Origin of the sequence: Cellulosimicrobium sp. AB352, assembly GCF_049538415.1 — a bacterium.
GTDB lineage: Bacteria > Actinomycetota > Actinomycetes > Actinomycetales > Cellulomonadaceae > Cellulosimicrobium > Cellulosimicrobium funkei.
Genome location: NZ_JBMVFX010000005.1, coordinates 165,508 through 184,675, shown reverse-complemented (window position 1 = coordinate 184,675; position 19,168 = coordinate 165,508). Strand labels below are relative to the sequence as shown.

Here is a 19,168-nt window from a genome sequence, read left to right as displayed (position 1 = left end):
CCCGCCACCCGGACCAGCCGCCGGGCGCGCCGCGGAATCACAGGGCGGGCGGCGCCCCCGACCGGCATACTGGGCAGGCCCTGACCGAACGCCGAGGAGATCGCATGTCGACCCCCGACCAGCCCGACCAGAACCCGCAGCAGCCCGGCGGGACGCCGTCCGGCCCGCCCGCCTACGGCGCGCCGCAGCCCGGCGAGCCGCAGCAGCCGCCGCAGGCCCCGCAGTACGGCGCCCCGCAGGCGCCCCAGTACGGCGCACCGCAGGCGGGCGCCCCGTCGTACTCCGCCCCGGGCCAGGACCCGGGCAAGACGATGGGGATCGTCGGCCTCGTGCTGTCGTTCCTCGGCTGCCTCTCGATCGTCGGCCTGATCCTCAGCATCGTGGCCTTCAACAAGTCCAAGAAGGCGGGCTACAAGAACGGCCTCGCGCTCGCCGGCATCATCGTCGGCGCGATCGTGCTCGTCCTGACGATCATCGGCTCGATCGTGTTCTTCAGCACCGTCGGCGCCGTGACGCAGGAGGTCCTCGACGCGTGCTCCGGCGTGCCCTCGGGCACGGTCGTCGAGGTGCGTGGCGAGCCCGTCACCTGCCCCTGACCTCGTCGCGGCCACGCCGCTCCGCGAAGGCCCTCACCGCTCGGTGGGGGCCTTCGTCGTCCCCGGGCGCCAGCGGGTCACCGACCCGCGGTCAGCGGACGTCCGCGGCGCAGCGGAACCCGAGGTGCGTCGTCGCGCTGTCGTCGGACTGCGCGGACCGCGCCGCGGGCCGGTAGCGGCGACAGTACTCGGGCGCGCACAGGTACGAGCCGCCCTTCGTCACGCGCAGGACCTCCGGCGACGTCGTGGGGGCCAGCAGGTTCGGTCGCCCACCGGCGTCGGGCCCGCGCGTGCCCGGGACGACGTGGCGCGGCGTGAACGTGTCCGCCGTCCACTCCCACGTGTTCCCGATCAGGTCCACGAGCCCGTACCCGTTCGGCTCGTACGAGCCGACGGGCGACGTCCCGCCCCAGCCCGCGTCGTCGTACGGGAACCGGCCCTGCCACGTGTTGGCCATCAGGCGTCCGCCCGGTGCGAGCTCGTCGCCCCACGCGTACTCCGCGTCGTCGAGACCACCCCGTGCGGCGCGCTCCCACTCGACCTCGGTGGGCAGACGCCGTCCCGCCCACTCCGCGTAGGCCGAGGCGTCCTCGAACGCGACGAGCACCACCGGGTGGTCCGGCCGGTCGTCGACGCCCGACCCCGGCCCCTGCGGCGACCGCCACGACGCCCCGGGCTGCCACCGCCACCACTGCCGCCAGTCGCGCAGGTCGACCGGGCCCGCCGTCGGGGTGAACACGAGACCCCCGGGCACCAGGTCCACCGGGTCGGCCCCCGGGAAATCGGCAGCGTCGAGCGGACGCTCCGCGACCGTCACGTACCCGGTGTCCGCGACGAACGCCGCGAACTGCGCGTTCGTCACCGCGTGCCGCTCCAGGAGGAACGGCTCCACCCGCCGGTCGTGGGCCGGACCCTCCTCCGGGTAGTGCCGGTCCGAGCCCATGCGGAACGTCCCGCCGGGGACCGGGACCAGCACGGTGAGGGTCACGTCGCCAGGATAGGTGCGGCGCGCACCGGCGGCGCGGCGGCCACCGCGCTCGCCTCGCTCGCGCGCCGCGAGGTCCACTCGACGTCGGCGGCAGCGCGAGGGCCGCGATCGGGGCAGGGGGCCCCGGGAAAAAGACGAGACCCTCGCCGTCTCAGGTCGTCGACCTGGTCTGGCGAGGGTCTCTCCGGTGGAGCTAGGGGGATTCGAACCCCCGACCTTCTCATTGCGAACGAGACGCGCTACCAACTGCGCCATAGCCCCTCAAGCGAGGAACAGATTAGCACCCCGAGGGCGGGGTCTCGCAAACCGGCCGCCCCCAGGGGGTCTACTGCCCTGCCGCCCGACGGCGCGCCAGGATCTCGTTGAGGTCCAGGCCGAGCGTCTCCGTGGACGGCTTGCGCTCGTCGCCCGCGGCCGGGGTCGGGGCGCCGGACCGGGCGTCGGCGGCCACCACCGGCTCGACGCGGGCCGACACCGTGGGCGAGACGACGTCGTCGTCCGTGAGCGGGGCGGGCTCGCGGCGGGGCGCCGTGGGCTTCATGGTGTACGTCGGCGGGGGCACGGGCACGGGGTCCCACGCGCGGCCCGTCGGGACGCGCTCCGCGTCGACGGCCTCGACCTCGACGACCGGGGTCGTCTCGCGAGCGGTGGTCGGGTCGTCGGCCGCTGGGGCGGGCTCCTCGGACGCGGGACCCTCGGCCGGACCGGACGCGGTGGCCCGCTCGCGGGACGACGCGCCCGTCGTGGCCGGCGCGCCGGCGTCCGTTGAGGCCGCAGCGTTCGCCCGCGCGAGGTCCTGCGGCGTGACGCGCGGGATCATCTGCGTGCTCACCTGCGACCCGTGCACGGCGCGCCCGGTGACGCGCGGGCGCGCGCCCCGGGGGGCGGGCGGTGCGCCGAGCACGGCGCCGCGCGCCGCGCGGGCCGCGGCACGACGCTCGGCCAGCCACGCGGCGTCGGACCGCTGGGCGGCGAGCACCGCACGACGGCCGAGCACGAGCACGAGCCCGAGGAACGCCGTCGGGACCACTCCCGCCCACCACGGGACGAGCCCGAGCGCGACGACGACCCACACCCCGACGGTCGCGAGGAGCAGCACGACCGTGAGCGCGAGACGACGGCGCGCGGCGGCGGCGCGCCGCTCGAGGAGCTCGAGGCGGGACTGCTCGGAGGCCGGCTGACGGCGCGGCGGTGCCCCGCGCGAGGGTGACGCGCTGACGGTGCTCCCCATGGCGTGCGTTCCCTCCTCGTCGTGCGTCCGGCCCTCGGACCGGCTCTGCGTCCCGGCTGCCCCGAGCAGGGGGCGCCCTCCGGCTCCGGCGGGACCGGAGGCGATCGCCGCGACGGTCGTGACGCCGTCGAGCCGGGCGTCCCAGCGGTCGAACCCCCCGCCGCCCGGGCCGGCGACGGCCAGGACGCGCAGGGAGCCGGAGAAGCGGTCGTCCGTGCGCGCGTCCAGCAGCTGCTGCCGGTGACGCACCCGGTGCGGGACGTAGAAGCCGACCCACAGCAGGAACACCGCGAGCGCGACGATCCCCGAGGCCGATTCCACATCACGACCGTAGGCGAGGCCCGCGGCCACGCTCCGCACGCGCCCCGGCGTGTCGGGCGGCTCAGATGCTCTCGCGGCGTGTCGCCTGCCAGCGCGCGAGGAGGCCGTCCGGGACCTCCTCGCTCGTGACGGCGAACGTCCGGTGGTCGCGCCACTCCCCCTGGATGTGCAGGTAGCGCTCGCGGACCCCCTCGTCGCGCAGCCCCAGCTTCTCCACGACGCGCAGGCTCGGGCCGTTCTCCGGGCGGATGTTGATCTCGATCCGGTGCAGCCCGAGGATCGTGAAGCAGTAGTCCGTGGCCATCGCGACGGCGGTCGGGATGACGCCGCGGCCCGCGACGTGCTCGCTCACCCAGTAGCCGATGCTCGCGCCGCACAGCGAGCCGTACGTGATGGACGACACCGTGAGCTGGCCGACGAGCTCGCCGTCCAGCTCGACGGCGAACGGCAGCGACGACCCGGCGCGCGCCTGCGCCGAGAGGACCCGGACGTACTCCGCGAACGCTGGCGGCCCGCCCGGCGTGCCGGGGCGCGGGGACGTGCCCTCCCACCGCTCCAGCCAGTCCGCGTTGCGGGCGCGCAGGCGCATCCAGGCGTTCGCGTCCCGACGCCGTAGCGGGCGCAGGACGACGGACCCGCCCAGCGTGTCGTCCCGCAGCGTCACGGGCCACGGCTTGGCGACGGTCCAGCCGCGGGCGATCTTGTGGGTCATGCGGCGGTGTACCGTCCTCGGCCTGTCGGTGGGCTTGGCGACGAGGACCGGCGGTGCGCCCGGCCCTCGGTGCACAGGGTGACACCACCGGACGCCCGCGCGCCACCGACCGGTGACGCGGGCACCCAGTGGTGTCCCCGTGCTCAGACCCCTGCTCAGCCCCGTCCTCAGCCCAGCGTGACGACGACCTTCGCCTCCGTGCCCGCGGGCAGCGCCGGGATCGGGGTCGCCGGGTCGTGCTCGACGCCGTCGACCGTCACCGAGCGCACGCCCTTCGACACGTGGTCCGGGTTGCGGACCTCGATGTCGTAGACGGCGCCGCGCCACTCGCGACGCACCTCGAACCCGTCCCAGTCCTTCGGGATCGACGGGTCGACGACCAGGCCGTCGAGCGCGAGGCGGACGCCGAGCACGTACTTGGTCACGGCGGTGTACATCCAGCCGGCCGTGCCCGTGAGCCACGGGTTCTGCGCCTTGCCGAACCACTCGTGGTCGCGGCCGTAGAGGAACTGGACGTACGCGTAGGGCTCCGCCCCGCGGACCTCGATGTTGTCGTTCTGGTGGTACGGCAGGATCGCGTCGTAGAACTGCACCGCCTCGTCGCCGCGGCCCAGCATCGCCTCGGCGATGATCGGCCACGCGTTCGGGTGGGAGAAGATCGCGGCGTTCTCCTTGATGCCCGGGTACACGCGCGTCACGAAGCCGACCGTGTCGTCGACCTTCGTGAACGCCGGCCAGTTGAGGTGGTTGCCGTACTCGGAGCCGAGGAGCTCGCGCACCGCGTCCATCGACGCCTCGCCGCGCTCCTGGCTCGTGATGCCCGCGATGACGGGCCAGGCCTGGTGCTCGAGGAAGATCTTGCCCTCGTCGTTCTGCGCCGAGCCGATCTTCACGCCGTCGCGCGTGTAGCCGCGGATCCACCAGCGCCCGTCCCAGAGCTGCGCGTCCGCGACCTTCGCGATGCGCTCGCGCTCCGCCGTGAACCGGACGACGTCCGCCTCGGCGCGCTCGTCGCCCGCCGCCGCGAGCGGCTCCGCGACCTCGAGGAACGCGCCGATCGCCCACGCGTGGAGGAAGGTCACGAGCGACGTCTCGCCGCCGCCGAGGTTGAGGCAGTCGTTCCAGTCGGCGCGCAGGCCGAGCGCGACGCCGTTCTGGCCCACCTGCTCGGCGGAGAACTCGAGCGCGCGGACGAGGTGGTCGTAGACGGTCGCGGGCGTGCCCTCGGCGAACGGGATCTCCAGGTCGAGGAACGCGCGGTCGCCCGTCTCCTTGACGTACTCCACGACCGACGGCACGAGCCACAGGTGGTCGTCGGAGCACGTGTCCTCGAGGCCGTGGATGAGGTCCTTCGGGTCGACCGTCGGGACGATCGTCGGCGACGGGACGTCGGGCAGCTTCTCCGCGTCGGGGTCGAACGCCTTGGGGTCGAACAGGTGCAGACCGTAGCCGGCCTCCGTCTGGGCCCGCAGGAGCTCGACGATGCGCTGCCGCGTCTTCGTCGGGTTCGAGTGGATGACGCTCATGACGTCCTGCGCCGTGTCGCGGTAGCCGAGCCCGGCGCGCCCGCCCACCTCGACGAACGACGCGAACCGCGACCACACGACGCACGTCTCCGCCTGGAGCAGCGTCCAGGCGTTGATCATCGTGTTCATGCCCTCGTGGGGCGTGCGGATGCGCAGCTTGTCCTGCTTGGCGCGCCAGTAGTCGCGCAGGCGCTCGCGCTCGTGGTCGACGGCCGCGACGTCCGAGTACTTCGCCTGGATCGCGCGCCCGACCGCGTCGCGCGAGCCGTAGCCGAGCATGAAGACGAGGCGCTTGGTCTCGCCCGGCGCGAGCGTCACCTTGTGCAGCAGCGCGCCGCAGTGGTTCTGCGTCGTCGCGCTCGCGTTGGAGCCCTCGCCCCGCTCGATCGCGACCGGGTTGCTCTCGGTGCGGTACGGGCCGATGAAGCTGTCGCGCAGCGAGTCGTACGACGACGGCGTCTCGCTCGACGCGAAGTAGTGGTACGTCCAGGGCTCGTAGTAGAAGTCGTACTCGATGATCCCGTCCTCGTACGAGGAGCCGGACGCGTAGAGCGACATCTGCAGGTTCTGGTTGTCGATCGTGATCGTGTGGAACGAGAACTCCACGTACGACCCGACGGTGAGCTCGCGCACCTCGTCCGTCGTGTTGGTGACGCGCACGTCCCACAGCTCGACGTCGTCGTCGAGCGGGATGAAGACCGTCTGCTCGGCGTCGATGCCCTTGTACTCGGAGCGGAAGGTCGTGTAGCTCAGGCCGTGGCGCGTGGTCCAGCGCCCCGCGCCGCCGGCCGGGTCGAGCTCCTCGTCCGGCCCGACGAACGGCTTGCCGACCGGCTGCCAGGACACCGACCAGTAGTCGCCGTCCGCGTCGTCGCGCAGGTAGACGTAGTGGCCGGGGCGGTCGAGCGGCACCCCGTTCTGGCGGAAGCGCGAGATGCGCCCGTACTGCGAGCTCTTGTAGTACGAGTACCCGCCGCCGTGGTGCGACAGGACCGTGCACATGTCCCGGGTGCCGAGGTAGTTCGTCCACGAGACGGGGACGTCGGGGCGCTCGACGACGTACTCGTCGTGCGCGGTGTCGAAGTGGCCGTAGCGCATCGTTGCTCTGGTTCCTGTCCTGGGGTGGGGCTGGGGGCTGGGTGCGGCGGGGGTGCCGGGTGGGGGCGCGGGCGTCAGACGCCGGCGGTGACGAACCCCTGCAGCCACTCGAGGAGCTCGGCGGCCTTCTCGGGGGTGTCCGCCTCGACGAACATGCGCAGGACGGGCTCGGTCCCGGAGAACCGCAGGAGCGCCCAGTTGTCGTTCTCGAGGAGGATCTTGGTGCCGTCCAGGTGGGAGACCGAGACGACCGGGTACGGCCCGACGTGCGTGAGGGGCTGCGCCTCGAGCCGGCGCGGCACCTCGACGCGCATCTCCGGGGTGGCCGGCACGCCCGCCTCGAGCGTGTACAGGCGGCCGGTGATCTCGTAGAGCATCGCGCGCAGCTCGGAGATCCGCTTGCCCGTGCGCGCCAGCATCTCGGCCACGAGGGCGCACGCGAAGATGCCGTCCTTGCCGAGGATCCAGCCGCGGATCGTCAGGCCACCGGACGACTCGCCGCCGAGCACGGCGCCGATCTCCGCCATGCCCGCGGTGACGTGCTTGAACCCGACCCTGACCTCGCGCGACTCCTCGCCGAAGTGCGCCGCGAGCCGGTCGAGCAGGTGCGTCGTCGCGAGGTTGCGCACCACGCCGCCCTTCTCCCCGCGGACCTCGTGCAGGTACCAGTACAGGAGGAGGAGCAGGTCGTTCGTCGAGATGTACTCGCCCGTCTCGTCGACGATCCCGATGCGGTCCGAGTCACCGTCCGTCGCCATGCCGAGGTCGTAGCGGCCGCCGCCCTGCTGGATCATCGTCACGAGCGTGCTGAGGCGCTGGAGGTCCGGTGCCGGCGCGACGCCGCCGAACAGCGGGTTGTGCGCCGCGTGGATGAACTCCGACCGCACGCGCATGTCGGACAGGATGGTGCCGAGCGTGAGCTGGCTCGTGCCGTACATCGGGTCCACGACGACCTGCAGGTCCGAGCCGCGCACGGCCTCGACGTCGATGATCCGCTCGATCGCGTCGACGTACGGGTCCGTGAGCGACCGGTCGACGACGACGCCCGTGCGGCGGGCCACGTCGATGTCGAGCGTGATGACGTCGTCGACCGACAGCGCGTTCGCCTCGTCCTGGTAGCGGTCCGTCTCGTCGTCGAGCGGGAGCGAGCCGTCCTGGCGGAACACCTTCATGCCGTTCCACTCGGGCGGGTTGTGGCTCGAGGTGACGATGATGCCGTAGGCCGCCCCGAGGTAGGGCGCGGCGAAGGTCACGAGCGGGGTCGGGACGTCGTCGGGCAGGAGGGTCACGGCGATGTTGTTGCCCGCGAAGACCTCGGCCGCGGCGATGGCCGACTCGCGCGAGAGGAAGCGGCGGTCGCCGCCGATGACGACGCCCTTCCCGTCCAGCCCGCGGCGGATCGTCTCGTTCGCGATGGCCTGGCACAGCCGGCGCACGTTGGCGAGCGTGTAGCCCTCGCCGATGACCGCGCGCCAGCCGCCGGTGCCGAACACGATCTTCGTGTCCGTGTTCTTCTTCGGCACGAACAGGCGCTTGAGGACGATGTCCGCCGCCTGGGCGAGCTCGTCCGGGGTGTTGATGCCGCGGACCTCGTCCACGTCGACGATGCGGTAGGACGAGATGCGCTTGCCCGCCCCGATGACGCGGCGCGCGAGCTCGGTGAGCCGGTGCTCGCCGTCGGCCGCCATGCGCTCGAGCTCGCCGAACAGCAGGCGGGGCGCCGCGACGTACGCGCCCACGTTGATCTCGGTGCGCGGCTCGGGCGCGGCGTCGGCGACCTCGGACGACTCGAGGATCGCCGTGATCTCGCCCCCGGCGCGGACCACGCGCCCGTAGCCGTCCGGGTCGTCGACTACGGCGGAGAGCAGCGACAGGTCCGCGCCCGTGAGGGTGTGGCGCGTCAGCAGCCCGAGCAGCGACTCGGAGCGCAGCAGCGGCGTGTCCGCGTAGGCGACGAGGACCGGCTCGTCGACGCCCGGCCCGAGCACCGACGCGACCGCCTCGCGCGCCGCGAGGACCGCGTCGCCCGTGCCGAGCGGCGACTCCTGCTCCACGTAGACGACGTCCTCGCCGAGCAGCTCGCGCACGGTCGGGTCGTCGGGCGACACGACCACGACGATGCGGCCCGCGTCGACGACGCGGCGGACGTTCGCGACCGCCAGCTCGACGACCGTCGCGTCGCCCAAGGGCCGCGACAGGAGCTCGCGCGACGCGTCGTCGTGGCCCGCGGCGAGCACGACGGCGGCACGACCGGTCCTCGGGTGGGCGCCCCCTCGTGGGGTGGTCTCGGTGGGGTTCGCGGTCGTCGCGGTCATGGCGTCCTCACTGTCGGCACCTCTGTCGGACGGCGACCCATTTGTCAGGAGTCCGAACTACTGGCTCCCTCCGATCATAGGCACCCGGGACGCGTCCGCGGAACCCGCTCCGGGCCTCCGGGGCCGAAGGTCACCCGCGCGGCGTCGGCGCGGACGCGCGCGCCGGGTGACAATAGGGACATGAGTGGCCCGGTCCAGCCATACCCCCTGCACGGAAGCATCGAAGCCGAGGACGCGAAGGAGATCCTCCGCAAGGCCATCCGCACCCACCGTCAGGCGCGGTCGGAGCGGCTCCGCAAGGAAGCGGACGCCGCCATCGCCGACGTCGTCGAGACCATCCCCGAGGTCGCCGCCGCCACGTGCGTCGCGACCTACGCCGCGCGCCCGGGTGAACCCGGCACGTCGGCGATGCTCGAGCGCCTCGCCGCGCGCGGCGTCCGCCTGCTGCTCCCCGTGCTCGGCGCGGGGCTCCAGCGGGACTGGGCGGTCTACGACGGGCCCGCCGACCTCCAGGTCCGCGCGCCCGGGCGCCCGCCCGAGCCCGGCACCCCGACCCTGGGTCCGGAGGCCATCGCCGAGGCCGACGTCGTCGTCGCGCCCGCGCTCGCCGTCGACTCGCGCGGCGTCCGGCTCGGCCAGGGCGGCGGGTGGTACGACCGCGCGCTCGAGCACGTGCGCCCCGGCACCAAGGTCGTGGCCGTCGTGTTCCCGGAGGAGGTCTACGACGCGAGCGACCGACCGCTGCCGGTCGAGCCGCACGACCGCACGGTCGACGCCGTCGCGACGCCCCTCGGCTGGCGCTGGCTGCCGTAGCGAGCCGCGCCGTCCGCCACCGCGCCCGCGCACGGGGCGGACGCGCCGGCGGCTCCGCTACGGCACGAGGGTGAGCTCGTCCTTGCTCGCCTCGGCGACCGCCTCGGTGGAGAACGGCCACGCGTACGTCTCGCCGCGGGACCACGTCTTCAGCTGGTCCGCGTAGTGCTTCGACGCCGGGTGCCCGGAGGTGCCCGTGACGGTCACCCACGTCGAGCGGTCGAGGTCGCCGAGGTCGACGACCATGCGCATCGACGGCCCGGCCGTCACGTCGAACGACCCGGACGCGGCGTCCCACGCGGTCGCGTTGACGATCGACGACCCACCGGGCATGCCGACCGGGGTCGGGTTGACGTAGTCGCGCACCGGCCCCGGGACCGACTCGCCGCCCAGCACAGGGTGCTTGAGGGCGAGCACGTGGATCTTGCCCCACGCCCAGTCCGACGGCTGCTTGCTCTGCTCGACGGTGAGGTCGAGGCGCGCGGAGACGAGCGCCTGCGTGAGCACCTCGTCGCGCGTCTCGACGACGCTGACCGTCTGGCGGTCGTCCCAGAACGGGTCGGTCGGGTTCTCGAGGAGGTTCTGCACGACGGCGAGCCAGCGGCTGCCGCCACCCGGCCGCGCCGACTCGGGCAGGTCGTCCCAGAAGGTGAGCTGGAGCAGGTTCCGCCACACGGCCGCGAAGTACGCCGCCGCGGCGGAGTCGGTGTCGGTCCGGTAGTCCCAGTCCGCGAGGAGCTGCTGGCCCTCGGCGGCGAAGTCGTCGTCGATCTCCTGCTCGAGCAGGGGCTGGACGAGCACCTCGGCGTACGGGCTGCGGTCGTCGACCTGGATCTCGTTCATCGTGTCGACGTCCACCGTGCGCCCGGCCGAGATCTCGGCCTCCAGGAGCTGGCGGATGCGCTGCGAGCGGTACCCGTAGTCCCAGTCGGTCGTGAGGAACGGCGCGACGCCGTCCGGCAGCACCGCCTGGTTGGCGGCCACGATGAAGCCCTCGGCCGGGTCCACGACGCGCGGCATCTGCTCGCTGGGGACGTAGCCCTGCCAGTCGTAGCGCTCGTCGGAGCCGTCGCGCGGCCACGTGCCGTCGGAGGGCACCTCGGCGTCGGGGACCGCCTGGCGCACGGGGATCTTCCCGGGCGCCTGGTAGCCGATGTGGCCGTCCGCGGTCGCGAAGACGATGTTCTGGGCCGGCACCTCGAAGAGCGCGGCGGCCGCCTGCATGTCCTCGGCGTCCTGCGCGAGGTTGAACGCGAAGACGGCGTCGGCGGTGCGGCCCGGATCGAGCGCGGTCCACTGGAGCGCGACGGCGTACTCCCCCAGCCGCGTGTCCAGGGCGGGCGTGTCGACGGCCGCGTCCGTCGCCGGGATCGCCTCGGAGACGATCGGCCCGTGGAGCGTCGAGCGGACCTCGATCTCGACGTCGTCGCCCCCGGCGACGCGCAGCGTCTCGGTGCGGGTCTCCAGCGGGACCCACTCGTCGCCGCGCAGGTAGGTGTCGTCGCGCACGCGCTCGACGAAGAAGTCGGTGACGTCGGCGCCCATGTTCGTCAGGCCCCAGGCGAGCTGGGCGTTGTGCCCGATGACCACGCCGGGGAAGCCGGCGAACGAGAAGCCCGCGACGTCGAACCCGCACGCCGGGGAGACCTCGTTGCAGTGCAGCCCGACCTGCGCCCAGATGCCGGGCGCCCCGAGGGCGAGGTGCGGGTCGTTCGCGAGGATCGGCTTGCCCGACGCCGTGTGCTCGCCGGAGACGACCCACGAGTTCGAGCCGGTGCCCTCGCCGCGCCCGATCAGCACGGGGACGGCGCCGAGCGCGCGGTCCGCGGCCTCGAGCGCGGCCTGGAGGTGGTCGGAGCCGTACTCGGCGCGGGCCTGCGGGCCCAGGTCGAGCGCGACCTGCTGCGGGTTCTCGAGCTCGCCGGGGTCGAGGATCGGCGCGTTGAGCTCGGACGGGTAGGCGGGGAACAGCTCCGCGACGCGCGCCGTGTCCTGGAGCGTGCCGTAGGCCAGCGCGCGGTCGAGCTCGTCGTCGTAGTTGCCGCGCAGGTCCCAGGCCATCGCCTTGAGCCATGCGAGCGAGTCGACCGGGTCCCAGGGCTCGGGCTCGGCGACGTCGACCTGCAGCCCGAGCACCGTGTACTCGAGCGCGATCTCCGACGGGCTGCGGTTCTCCAGGTAGGCGTTCACGCCCTCCGCGTACGCCTGGAGGTACGCCTTCGTCTCGGGGGAGACGACGTCCCACTCCTCCTCCGCGACCTGGCGCCAGCCGAACGTGCGCGTCACGGTGTCGGCGGCGATCGCGTCCGGGTTGTCGCCGACGAGCTCGGCGAGCCGCCCCGACGTGACGTGCCGGCGGTAGTCCATCTCGAAGAAGCGGTCCTGCGCCTGGACGTAGCCCTGGGCGCGGAAGAGGTCCTCGGGGGTGTCGGCGTAGATCTGCGGCACGCCCTGGGCGTCGCGCAGCACGGTCACCTCGCTGCCGAGGCCGGGCACGGAGATCTCGCCGGACGCCTGCGGGAGCGGGCGCCGGACGGTGACCACGACGAACGCGGCACCCGCGACGAGCGCGACGACGAGCAGCGCCGCCACGCCGATCAGGACGCGCCGGCGCGCGGACCGGCGACGGCGCCGCGGCGGGGCCGCAGCCTCGCCCGGGGTCGCGGGGTCGGCACCGGTGGCGGGGTCACCGGCGGGGGCCTCGGCGGGTTCGTGCGCAGACACGGATGCGAGACTACCCCGGCCCTGCCCGGGCGCCGGTCCGCGTATGATTAGCACTCGGAAGTTTCGAGTGCCAGGCGGTGTTGACACCGTCGACCAGGCCGAGACCGTCCCGATCCCGACCCGCCGGTGGCCGCCTCGACGGCCGTCTCGTGAACGAGGAGAACCCGTGCCCACCTACGCCTACACCTGCACCGCCTGCGGTCACGCCTTCGACATCCACCAGTCGTTCAGCGACGACGCCCTCACGGTGTGCCCCGAGTGCTCGGGCCGCCTGCGCAAGGTGTTCTCCTCCGTGGGCGTGACGTTCAAGGGCTCCGGCTTCTACCGCACGGACTCGCGGTCCGGCGGGAAGACGTCGACGGCGCCCGCCGCCTCGACGTCCAGCGCGTCGTCGTCCTCGTCGTCGTCCTCGTCGTCGGGCGGCACGAGCTCGGGCGGCGCGTCGAGCAGCTCTGCCGCGTCGTCCTGACCTGACGCGGCGCCGCCGGGTCGCTCGCCCCTGACGCGCCCGGGCTCCGGCGTCGGCGCCGCACCGGTGCGCGGCCGACCACAGCGGGTCGGCCGGCTCACGGTGCGCGGGCCGCGCGCCGCGTCGTCCACAGACCGCCGCGCACCGCGGCCACCGGCCCGCCGCGCGCGGCTACCGTCGCGCCATGCCTCGCTCCTCCCGCCCGCCCGGCCCGTCAGCCCACCCCGGCCGCGCCGCCGCCCGGCGGCGGCTGCTGCACGGCCTGTGGGGGCGGTCCCGGTTCGTGGTCGCCGCGCTGTGCTGCGGGCTCGCCGCGTCGGTCGTCGTCGGCGCGCTGCGGCCCCCGCCCCCGCCGACGGCTCCCGCCGTCGTGACGGCCCGCGCGGTGCCGCCCGGCACCACGCTCGCGGCACCCGACGTGCGGGTGGACCACGTCCCGGCCTCCCTCCTGCCCGCCGGGGCACCGGCCCGGGCCGACGACGTCGTCGGACGCCGCGCGACCGTCGCCCTGCCGGAAGGCACGCTCCTCCAGGACGGCCTCGTCGCGGGAGGAGAGCTCGCCGCCGGGGCGCCCGACGGGACCGTGGTCGCGCCCGTCCGGCTCGACCCGGGCGTCGCCGCGCTCCTCGGGCCGGGTGACCGCGTCGACCTGCTGGCCGCGGGCGACCCCGCGCTCGCCCCGGCGCCCACGGAACCCGCGGAGACGGGGTCCGCTCCCCCGGACGACCCGTACCTGGCCCGCGCCGCGGTCGTCGTGCCGGCACCCGAGCCCGACGACGGCGGCGGCCTGCTCGGCACCGGTGGGTCAGGCTCCGACGTCGTGACGCTCGTCGCGGTACGCCCCGAGGAGGCCGTCCGGCTGGCGGCACGGACCGGGCACGCCCCCGTCACGGCCGTCCTGGTCCCGTGACGACACCACGAGACCGCCGACCCGCCGGGCGAAGCCGTTGCCGCTCGCCGCGCCCGTTGGCAGGATCGCGCGTGCACGTCTGGTGGCGCCGCCGCCACGCGTGCCCGTCGACAGGAGAGGGAAGCAGCACATGAAGGGCGTGTTCCAAGGGTTCAAGGAGTTCGTGCTCCGGGGCAACGCGATCGACCTGGCGGTCGGCGTCGTCATCGGGGCCGCGTTCTCCGGCGTCGTCACGGCGATCGTCGAGGACTTCATCAACCCCCTCATCGGGGCGATCTTCGGCAAGCCCGACCTCACCGGCCTGTGGGACATCACGCTGCGCGCGGGGAACGAGGCGAAGGACATCCCGCCCTCCGTCATCTCCGTCGGCGGGGTCCTCAACGCGATCCTCCAGTTCCTCATCATCGCCATCGCCCTCTACTTCGTCATCGTCCTGCCGATGAACAAGCTCGCGGAGCGCCGCAAGAAGGACGAGGAGCCCGAGCCCGAGGCACCTGCCGAGGACGTGCGCGTGCTCCAGGAGATCCGCGACCTCCTCGCCGCCCAGGCCGGCAGCGGCCCCGGCGCGGCGCCCGGCGGGACGACGCCCGGCGGGCCGACGCCCCCGCGGCACCTCTGACGCCGCTCAGCCGGTCGCCCGGCGAGCCGTCAGTGGCGCCCGTAGTGGGGCGGTACGTCGCCCAGCAGGCGGTCGTCGTTCTCGCCCGGCGCGCCGCGGCGGGGGGCTGACTCGTCGCCCCAGCCCTCGGCCCGCTCGTCGGCGCTCGTGCCGGGCACCACCGTGCTCTCGGTCCCCCGCCGCACGGCCCGCCGCGGACGCCGACGGCGCCCGGTCTCGGCCTCGGGCTCGGCCTCGGGCTCGGGACGGTCACGCGCGTCGTCGGGCAGGTGCCGCGGGTCGGGGCTCGGGTCGGCGGTCGTGCTCACGCGTCCCATGGTCCCACCGGCGGGCTACAGGTCCTCGTCGCCGTGCTGCTCGTCGTCGTCGATCACCGGCACGACGACGATCCTGTCGCCCCCGCCCGTCTGCGCGACGCCGCCCGTCTCCGGGAGCCGCGCGTCGCGCACGGCCTGCACGACCCGCCGGATGCGCTCGGCCTCCTTGGCGGGGTCGAGGAACGCGGCGGCGGACCAGACCTGCGCGACCGTCCAGCCGATGCGCTCGAGCCGCTCGGCGACCTGCCGGTCGCGCACGCGGACGCTGCGCTCGGCGACGTAGGCCGCGTCGTCGGTGAGCACGGCGACGAGGAGCTCGCCGGGCAGGTCCGGGTGGCCGACGACGAGCGGGATGCGGTCGCCGTCGCCGATGCCGTAGTCGGTCTCGACGACGAGCCCCGCGCGCCAGAGCCGCTCGGCGAGGTCCAGGACGAGCCGGTCGGGGCTGCCGCCGAGGTCGACGCCGTTGCCTAGCGTGACCTGGTCGGCGGCGCCACTGCGCTGCTCGGCCAGGTCGAGCACCTCGGCGAGCAGCCGGGCGCCCGCGCCGCGCAGTCGCTCGGGGTCGAGGTCACCTGCCGTGAAGCACGAGACGACGTGGAGACGCCGCCGCGTCGCCCCGACGGCGTCGAGCAGCATGGCCTCGGCGCCCGGGGTGTTGAGGATGCCGAACCGGTGCAGCACGCGGCCGTGCGGCGTCTTCCCGAAGCCGACGGACAGCACGATCGTGTCGCGCACGAGCCCGGCGACGCCGGAGACGTCCGCGACGACGACCGGCTCCGCGCGGGCGCCGGAGAAGAACCCGGCGAGCGCCGGGTTCTGCCGGACCTCGACGAGGAGCGCGTCGCGGATGCGGTCGGCGTGCAGGGGCGTGACGGTGACGATCGCGAGGGACTCGTCCGGCCGGGTGAGCGCGTGCTCGATCGCGACCTCGACGACGCGGTCGACCTCGGCCTGTGTGCTCTCGACCGCGCCGGACGCCGTGTCGGGCATCCCGGCGCCGTCGACGACGTCGAGCTGGACGAGGACCTCCGCGCGCGGCAGCGGCGACGGGCGCAGGACGCCCGCGTAGCCGTGCTCGGCGAGGAACGTGGTGACGAACGGGTCGCGTCGCGAGCCGTCGGCGAGCAGCGCGACCGTGGGCAGGAGCTCGGCGAGCTCGCGCACGGTGTCCGTGGACGCCGCCCGCGGGTCGCCGACGGCGACGACCTGGCGCCCGCGCGCGAGCGCCGACAGCACGAGCTCGACGGGCGTGTGCTCGATCGCGTCGAGCACCACGAGGTCGACGGTGCGGGTCGCCGGCACGAGGTGCGGGACGAGCGTCGGGGTGGCGACGAGCACGGGGCGCAGCCGGCGCAGCACGGCCGGGTGCTGCTCCGCCGTCTCGCGCAGGCTCACGAGCCGCCCTTCGAGCAGCTCGGTGAAGAGGGCCTCCGCCTCGTCGCGGTGCTCACGCATCGCGGTCCCGAGATGGTCGCGGACCGCCGCCCGGACGGGCGCCGCGAGGGACGCGACGTGCGCGCGGTCGAGCTCGCGGAACCTGCGCGCGAGCGCGTCGAGGCCCGCGCCGTCCTGCCCGGCGAGCGCCTGGTCCTGCGCGAGGATCTGCTCGAACACCGAGCTCCACCAGGCGAGCTCGAGCTCGGGGCCCACCTCGTCGGGCTCGACGCGGCGCGCCGCGAGGTCGGTGAGGAGCTCGCCGAGGCCGAGGTCGGTGAGCCGGTGCTGGATCGCGGTCCGCGCCGGGAGCGCGTCGAGCGCGGCGGCGTCCTCCGCGAGCGCGTCGAGGCGGGCGGCGAGCGCGTCGAGCGGCATGTCGAGCAGCCCGCCGCCCGCAGGCGTGCCCGCGAGCACCGGCTCCAGCTCCTCGGCGTCGATGCGGACGGCCTCGTGCGTGTCCTCGATGGCCGACAGCCCCTCGGGCAGCACGGGCCAGCCGCCACGGGGGCACTGCTCCTGCCAGACGGCGCGCTGCGCCTGGACCTCGACGAGCGCGGCGTGCAGGTCGGGCACGCGGACGCCCGGCCGCACCATGTCGCGTGCCTGACGGCGCAGCCGGCGACGCGCGAACCAGCCCATCTCGATCCCGTGCTGCTCGCGCCACTGCTTCGTCGCGGTGGCCTCCACCAAGTCCTGCGCGGTGCGCTCGAAGATGAGCGGCTGGAACACGTCGAGCGTGCCCCGCATCCCGCCGAGCATGGTGAGCTGGTCGCCCCACTGGCGGAGCGTCGTCGCGGTCGTGAGCCCGGTGCGCTCCGCGACCTGCTCGACCTGCGCGCGCAGCTGCGGCAGCGTGTGGGCGCGCAGCCGCTCCACGCGCACGAGGGCGTCGTGCGCCTCCTGCGGCGTGGTGAGTGCCGCGCCGTACCAAGGGGTCGACGTCGCGCGGGCGGTGAAGGCGCCGAGCATCGCGGCCTCGCGCAGCTCGGCGGCGACCCGCTCGCGCTGCGGCCCGACGGCGAGCACGACCTCGGTCGTGAGCCGCACCCGCGTGTCCGGCGCCGGGCGCTCGGCGGTGAGCCGCGCGAGGGCCTGGAGCGCGTCGTACGCCGACACGCCCCACGGGTCGCGCACGAGGTGCAGCGCCTCGATGTACCCCGCGAGCCGGGCGCGTGCACCGAGCAGGGCGTCGCGCGTGCGCACGAGGTCGTCGTCCTCGACCGGCTCCGGCTCGGTCGCCATCGCGGCGAGCAGCCGGTGCGAGGCGGTCTCGCGCCACGTCGGCTCGGGGGCGACGTCGAGCGCGAGCCCGTCGAGGCCCAGCGCGTCGAGACGGGCGAGGAGTGCGTCGGCGGCGCGGCGGTGGCCCGGCACGTAGAGGACGTGGCGTCCCGACGCCGCGGCCTCGGCGACGACGGCGGCGAGCGTGCCGGCGACGTCGGACCCGGTGGGGGCGTCGACGAACAGGTGCGAGCCGCTCGCGAGGACGTCGACGACGTGCCGCTGGGACGGGTCGAGGTCGCCCGCGCCGCGCTCGAGCACGGGGTCGGCGTCGCCGACGCGCGGTGCCGGGAGGTCGGCCCGCAGCGCGGCGGCGGACCGCTCGTCCCCGGCGAGCGCGGCGACGACCTCGTGCCGCTCGAGCGCGGGGGCGAGCTCGTCGAGGTCGTCGACCAGCACCTGGCCCGGGTGCACGAACGTGCCGACGAGGACCCGGTGGGTGAGGTCGAAGTCGTCGAGGACCGCCTGCCCGAGGGCCGCGATCCGCCGGGTCGCGTCGCCCGGGTCGAAGCCCGCGCCGGTGAACGTGGACCGCGCCAGGGTCACGGGGTCGAGGAGCGCGCCGTGCGCCCGGAGGGTGCGCGCGAGGAGCGGGTTGATCTCGGCGGTGGGCTCGAGCGTGAGCTCGTAGTCCGTCTCGCCGTCGCCCCGGGGCGTGACGGTGAGCGGGCGCAGCAGGACGGGCGCGCGCACCGTCCGGGGTGCGGGCTCCTCCTCGGGGCCCGGCACGCCGTCGGACGGGTCGCCGGGGCGCGTGAGCAGCGCGTCGGCGGCGTCGGGTGCCGACGCCGCGGGCTCGACGTCCGTCGGGCCGCTCGCGTCCCCGTCAGCGGGCACCACCGTGGGCGCGCGGCCGGCGACGCGGGCGAGCGCCGCGACGTCGTCCTCGGCGAGGGGCGCCGTCGGGCTCTGGGTCCAGGTCGCCACGCCGATCGCGAGGTACGTGGGGGCGACGCCGTAGCGCTGCGCGTGCTCGGCGGCCCGCACGACGACGGCGCGCGCCCGCCGGCGGGCGGCGGGCAGGGAGCCGCCCTCCCGGAAGAGGTTCGACAACCGGGTCGGCCGCCCCGCGAAGAGCTGGGCGACGCCGGAGGGGTGCGCGGCGGTGAGGTCGACGACGGCGTCGCCGAGGAGGGAGACGTCGGCGAGCGACGACCCTCCGGCGAGCTCGACGAGCCCGGCGCGCCAGCGGGCGACCGCCTCCTCGACGAGGTCGGACGTCGTGGGCTCGGGCACGAGCACGGGGCGCGACGGCATCACGTCGGCGGCCTCGGCGTCGGGCTGGTCGGTCCCGCCGGGAGGGGTCGAGGGCAGCCGAGCAGGATCGGCCACGCTCCGGGCGGCTGAGCTGGTGCGGGCTGCGGCATTCACCCTCCGACGCTAACCGTCCGCCTCCCGCCGCTCGACGCGGCGCGCCGGGGAGGACGCGACCCGCTGCGCCGCACGGCGCCGGGCCGCGACCACACCTGGGCGCGGGCCGGCGCGAGAACGACGAACGGCCTCGGATCACGAGAATTCGTGTTCCGAGGCCGTCGTTTCCGAGCAATTCCGAGATGTTCTCCCGGAGAAGTGTGAAACAGCGCGCACCGCGCAGGGGGCAGGCGATGCGCGCTGTCGAGAACTATCTTGCACGGCGCGCAGCCCAGGCGTCAACACGGCTCGGGGCCCTGGACGCACGACTACCCGGCGAGCCGCACAAACGCCTGAGAACGACCTGGACGGGCGTCCACCAGAAGGCGCGGCATTCCGCGGGTCTCAGGCCGCCGGCCCGCCGTCGAACCGTGTGGTGCGCATCACACGGCGCCCTG

13 protein-coding genes and 1 tRNA gene are annotated in these 19,168 nt (G+C 74.7%); 5 read left to right on the top strand and 9 right to left on the bottom strand.

All coding sequences use genetic code 11. The features are described 5' to 3' along the window. Positions 1–104 precede the first annotated feature (104 nt). A complete protein-coding gene (locus ACPCUX_RS05685; protein WP_085387424.1) occupies positions 105–596 on the top strand; it encodes a DUF4190 domain-containing protein in 492 nt (163 codons plus the stop codon). A 91-nt stretch (positions 597–687) separates the two neighbouring features. On the opposite strand, the gene ACPCUX_RS05680 is transcribed toward ACPCUX_RS05685, so the two are convergent. The 6 genes from ACPCUX_RS05680 to ACPCUX_RS05655 form a co-directional block, all read right to left on the bottom strand. Further along, positions 688–1,539: a formylglycine-generating enzyme family protein gene (locus ACPCUX_RS05680; protein WP_423388334.1), complete on the bottom strand. Its 852-nt coding sequence runs from the start codon at positions 1,537–1,539 to the stop codon at positions 688–690. Positions 1,540–1,772: 233 nt separating this feature from the next. Next, positions 1,773–1,845 (bottom strand) — tRNA-Ala (locus ACPCUX_RS05675). 64 nt (positions 1,846–1,909) lie between these two features. Further along, complete coding sequence (locus ACPCUX_RS05670; RefSeq protein WP_423388327.1) at positions 1,910–3,136, bottom strand: hypothetical protein; 1,227 nt, start codon at positions 3,134–3,136, stop codon at positions 1,910–1,912. Between the two features lie 61 nt (positions 3,137–3,197). Next, positions 3,198–3,848, bottom strand: a complete 651-nt coding sequence (locus tag ACPCUX_RS05665) for a GNAT family N-acetyltransferase (RefSeq protein ID WP_423388326.1) — start codon at positions 3,846–3,848, stop codon at positions 3,198–3,200. A gap of 167 nt (positions 3,849–4,015) precedes the next feature. Then, entirely contained in the window at positions 4,016–6,472 is a 2,457-nt protein-coding gene (locus ACPCUX_RS05660) for a GH36-type glycosyl hydrolase domain-containing protein (RefSeq protein WP_423388325.1), read from the bottom strand. Between the two features lie 74 nt (positions 6,473–6,546). Further along, positions 6,547–8,787, bottom strand: coding sequence for an NTP transferase domain-containing protein (locus ACPCUX_RS05655; RefSeq protein ID WP_423388324.1), 2,241 nt, complete (start codon positions 8,785–8,787; stop codon positions 6,547–6,549). A gap of 180 nt (positions 8,788–8,967) precedes the next feature. Between ACPCUX_RS05655 and ACPCUX_RS05650 the strand changes: the two genes are divergently transcribed. Further along, the gene (locus tag ACPCUX_RS05650; RefSeq protein ID WP_034654285.1) at positions 8,968–9,600 is read left to right on the top strand and encodes a 5-formyltetrahydrofolate cyclo-ligase; all 633 of its coding nucleotides are present in this window, start codon (positions 8,968–8,970) and stop codon (positions 9,598–9,600) included. A 57-nt stretch (positions 9,601–9,657) separates the two neighbouring features. Here ACPCUX_RS05650 and ACPCUX_RS05645 read toward each other — a convergent pair whose 3' ends face one another. Further along, a complete protein-coding gene (locus ACPCUX_RS05645; RefSeq protein WP_423388333.1) occupies positions 9,658–12,201 on the bottom strand; it encodes a penicillin acylase family protein in 2,544 nt (847 codons plus the stop codon). Between the two features lie 289 nt (positions 12,202–12,490). On the opposite strand from ACPCUX_RS05645, the gene ACPCUX_RS05640 reads away from it, so the two are divergent. The 3 genes from ACPCUX_RS05640 to mscL all read left to right on the top strand — a co-directional run bounded on the left by ACPCUX_RS05640 (position 12,491) and on the right by mscL (position 14,322). Then, entirely contained in the window at positions 12,491–12,793 is a 303-nt protein-coding gene (locus tag ACPCUX_RS05640; RefSeq protein ID WP_423388323.1) for an FmdB family zinc ribbon protein, read from the top strand. Positions 12,794–12,977: 184 nt separating this feature from the next. Beyond that, entirely contained in the window at positions 12,978–13,703 is a 726-nt protein-coding gene (locus ACPCUX_RS05635) for an SAF domain-containing protein (protein WP_423388322.1), read from the top strand. 130 nt (positions 13,704–13,833) lie between these two features. Beyond that, positions 13,834–14,322, top strand: coding sequence for a large conductance mechanosensitive channel protein MscL (mscL, locus tag ACPCUX_RS05630; RefSeq protein ID WP_423388321.1), 489 nt, complete (start codon positions 13,834–13,836; stop codon positions 14,320–14,322). A gap of 29 nt (positions 14,323–14,351) precedes the next feature. Here the strand turns inward: mscL and ACPCUX_RS05625 are convergent, their stop codons facing one another. Beyond that, the gene (locus ACPCUX_RS05625; protein WP_423388320.1) at positions 14,352–14,630 is read right to left on the bottom strand and encodes a hypothetical protein; all 279 of its coding nucleotides are present in this window, start codon (positions 14,628–14,630) and stop codon (positions 14,352–14,354) included. Between the two features lie 24 nt (positions 14,631–14,654). Then, on the bottom strand, positions 14,655–18,692 hold the full coding sequence (locus ACPCUX_RS05620) for a hypothetical protein (protein WP_423388319.1): 4,038 nt from the start codon (positions 18,690–18,692) through the stop codon (positions 14,655–14,657). Positions 18,693–19,168 lie beyond the last annotated feature (476 nt).

Bases quoted from the DNA above. Each gene is read 5' to 3' on its own strand.
- ACPCUX_RS05685 (WP_085387424.1), top strand. From the start codon at position 105: ATGTCGACCCCCGACCAGCCCGACCAGAACCCGCAGCAGCCCGGCGGG.
- ACPCUX_RS05680 (WP_423388334.1), bottom strand. From the start codon at position 1,539: ATGGGCTCGGACCGGCACTACCCGGAGGAGGGTCCGGCCCACGACCGG.
- ACPCUX_RS05665 (WP_423388326.1), bottom strand. From the start codon at position 3,848: ATGACCCACAAGATCGCCCGCGGCTGGACCGTCGCCAAGCCGTGGCCC.
- ACPCUX_RS05660 (WP_423388325.1), bottom strand. From the start codon at position 6,472: ATGCGCTACGGCCACTTCGACACCGCGCACGACGAGTACGTCGTCGAG.
- ACPCUX_RS05655 (WP_423388324.1), bottom strand. From the start codon at position 8,787: ATGACCGCGACGACCGCGAACCCCACCGAGACCACCCCACGAGGGGGC.
- ACPCUX_RS05650 (WP_034654285.1), top strand. From the start codon at position 8,968: ATGAGTGGCCCGGTCCAGCCATACCCCCTGCACGGAAGCATCGAAGCC.
- ACPCUX_RS05635 (WP_423388322.1), top strand. From the start codon at position 12,978: ATGCCTCGCTCCTCCCGCCCGCCCGGCCCGTCAGCCCACCCCGGCCGC.
- mscL (WP_423388321.1), top strand. From the start codon at position 13,834: ATGAAGGGCGTGTTCCAAGGGTTCAAGGAGTTCGTGCTCCGGGGCAAC.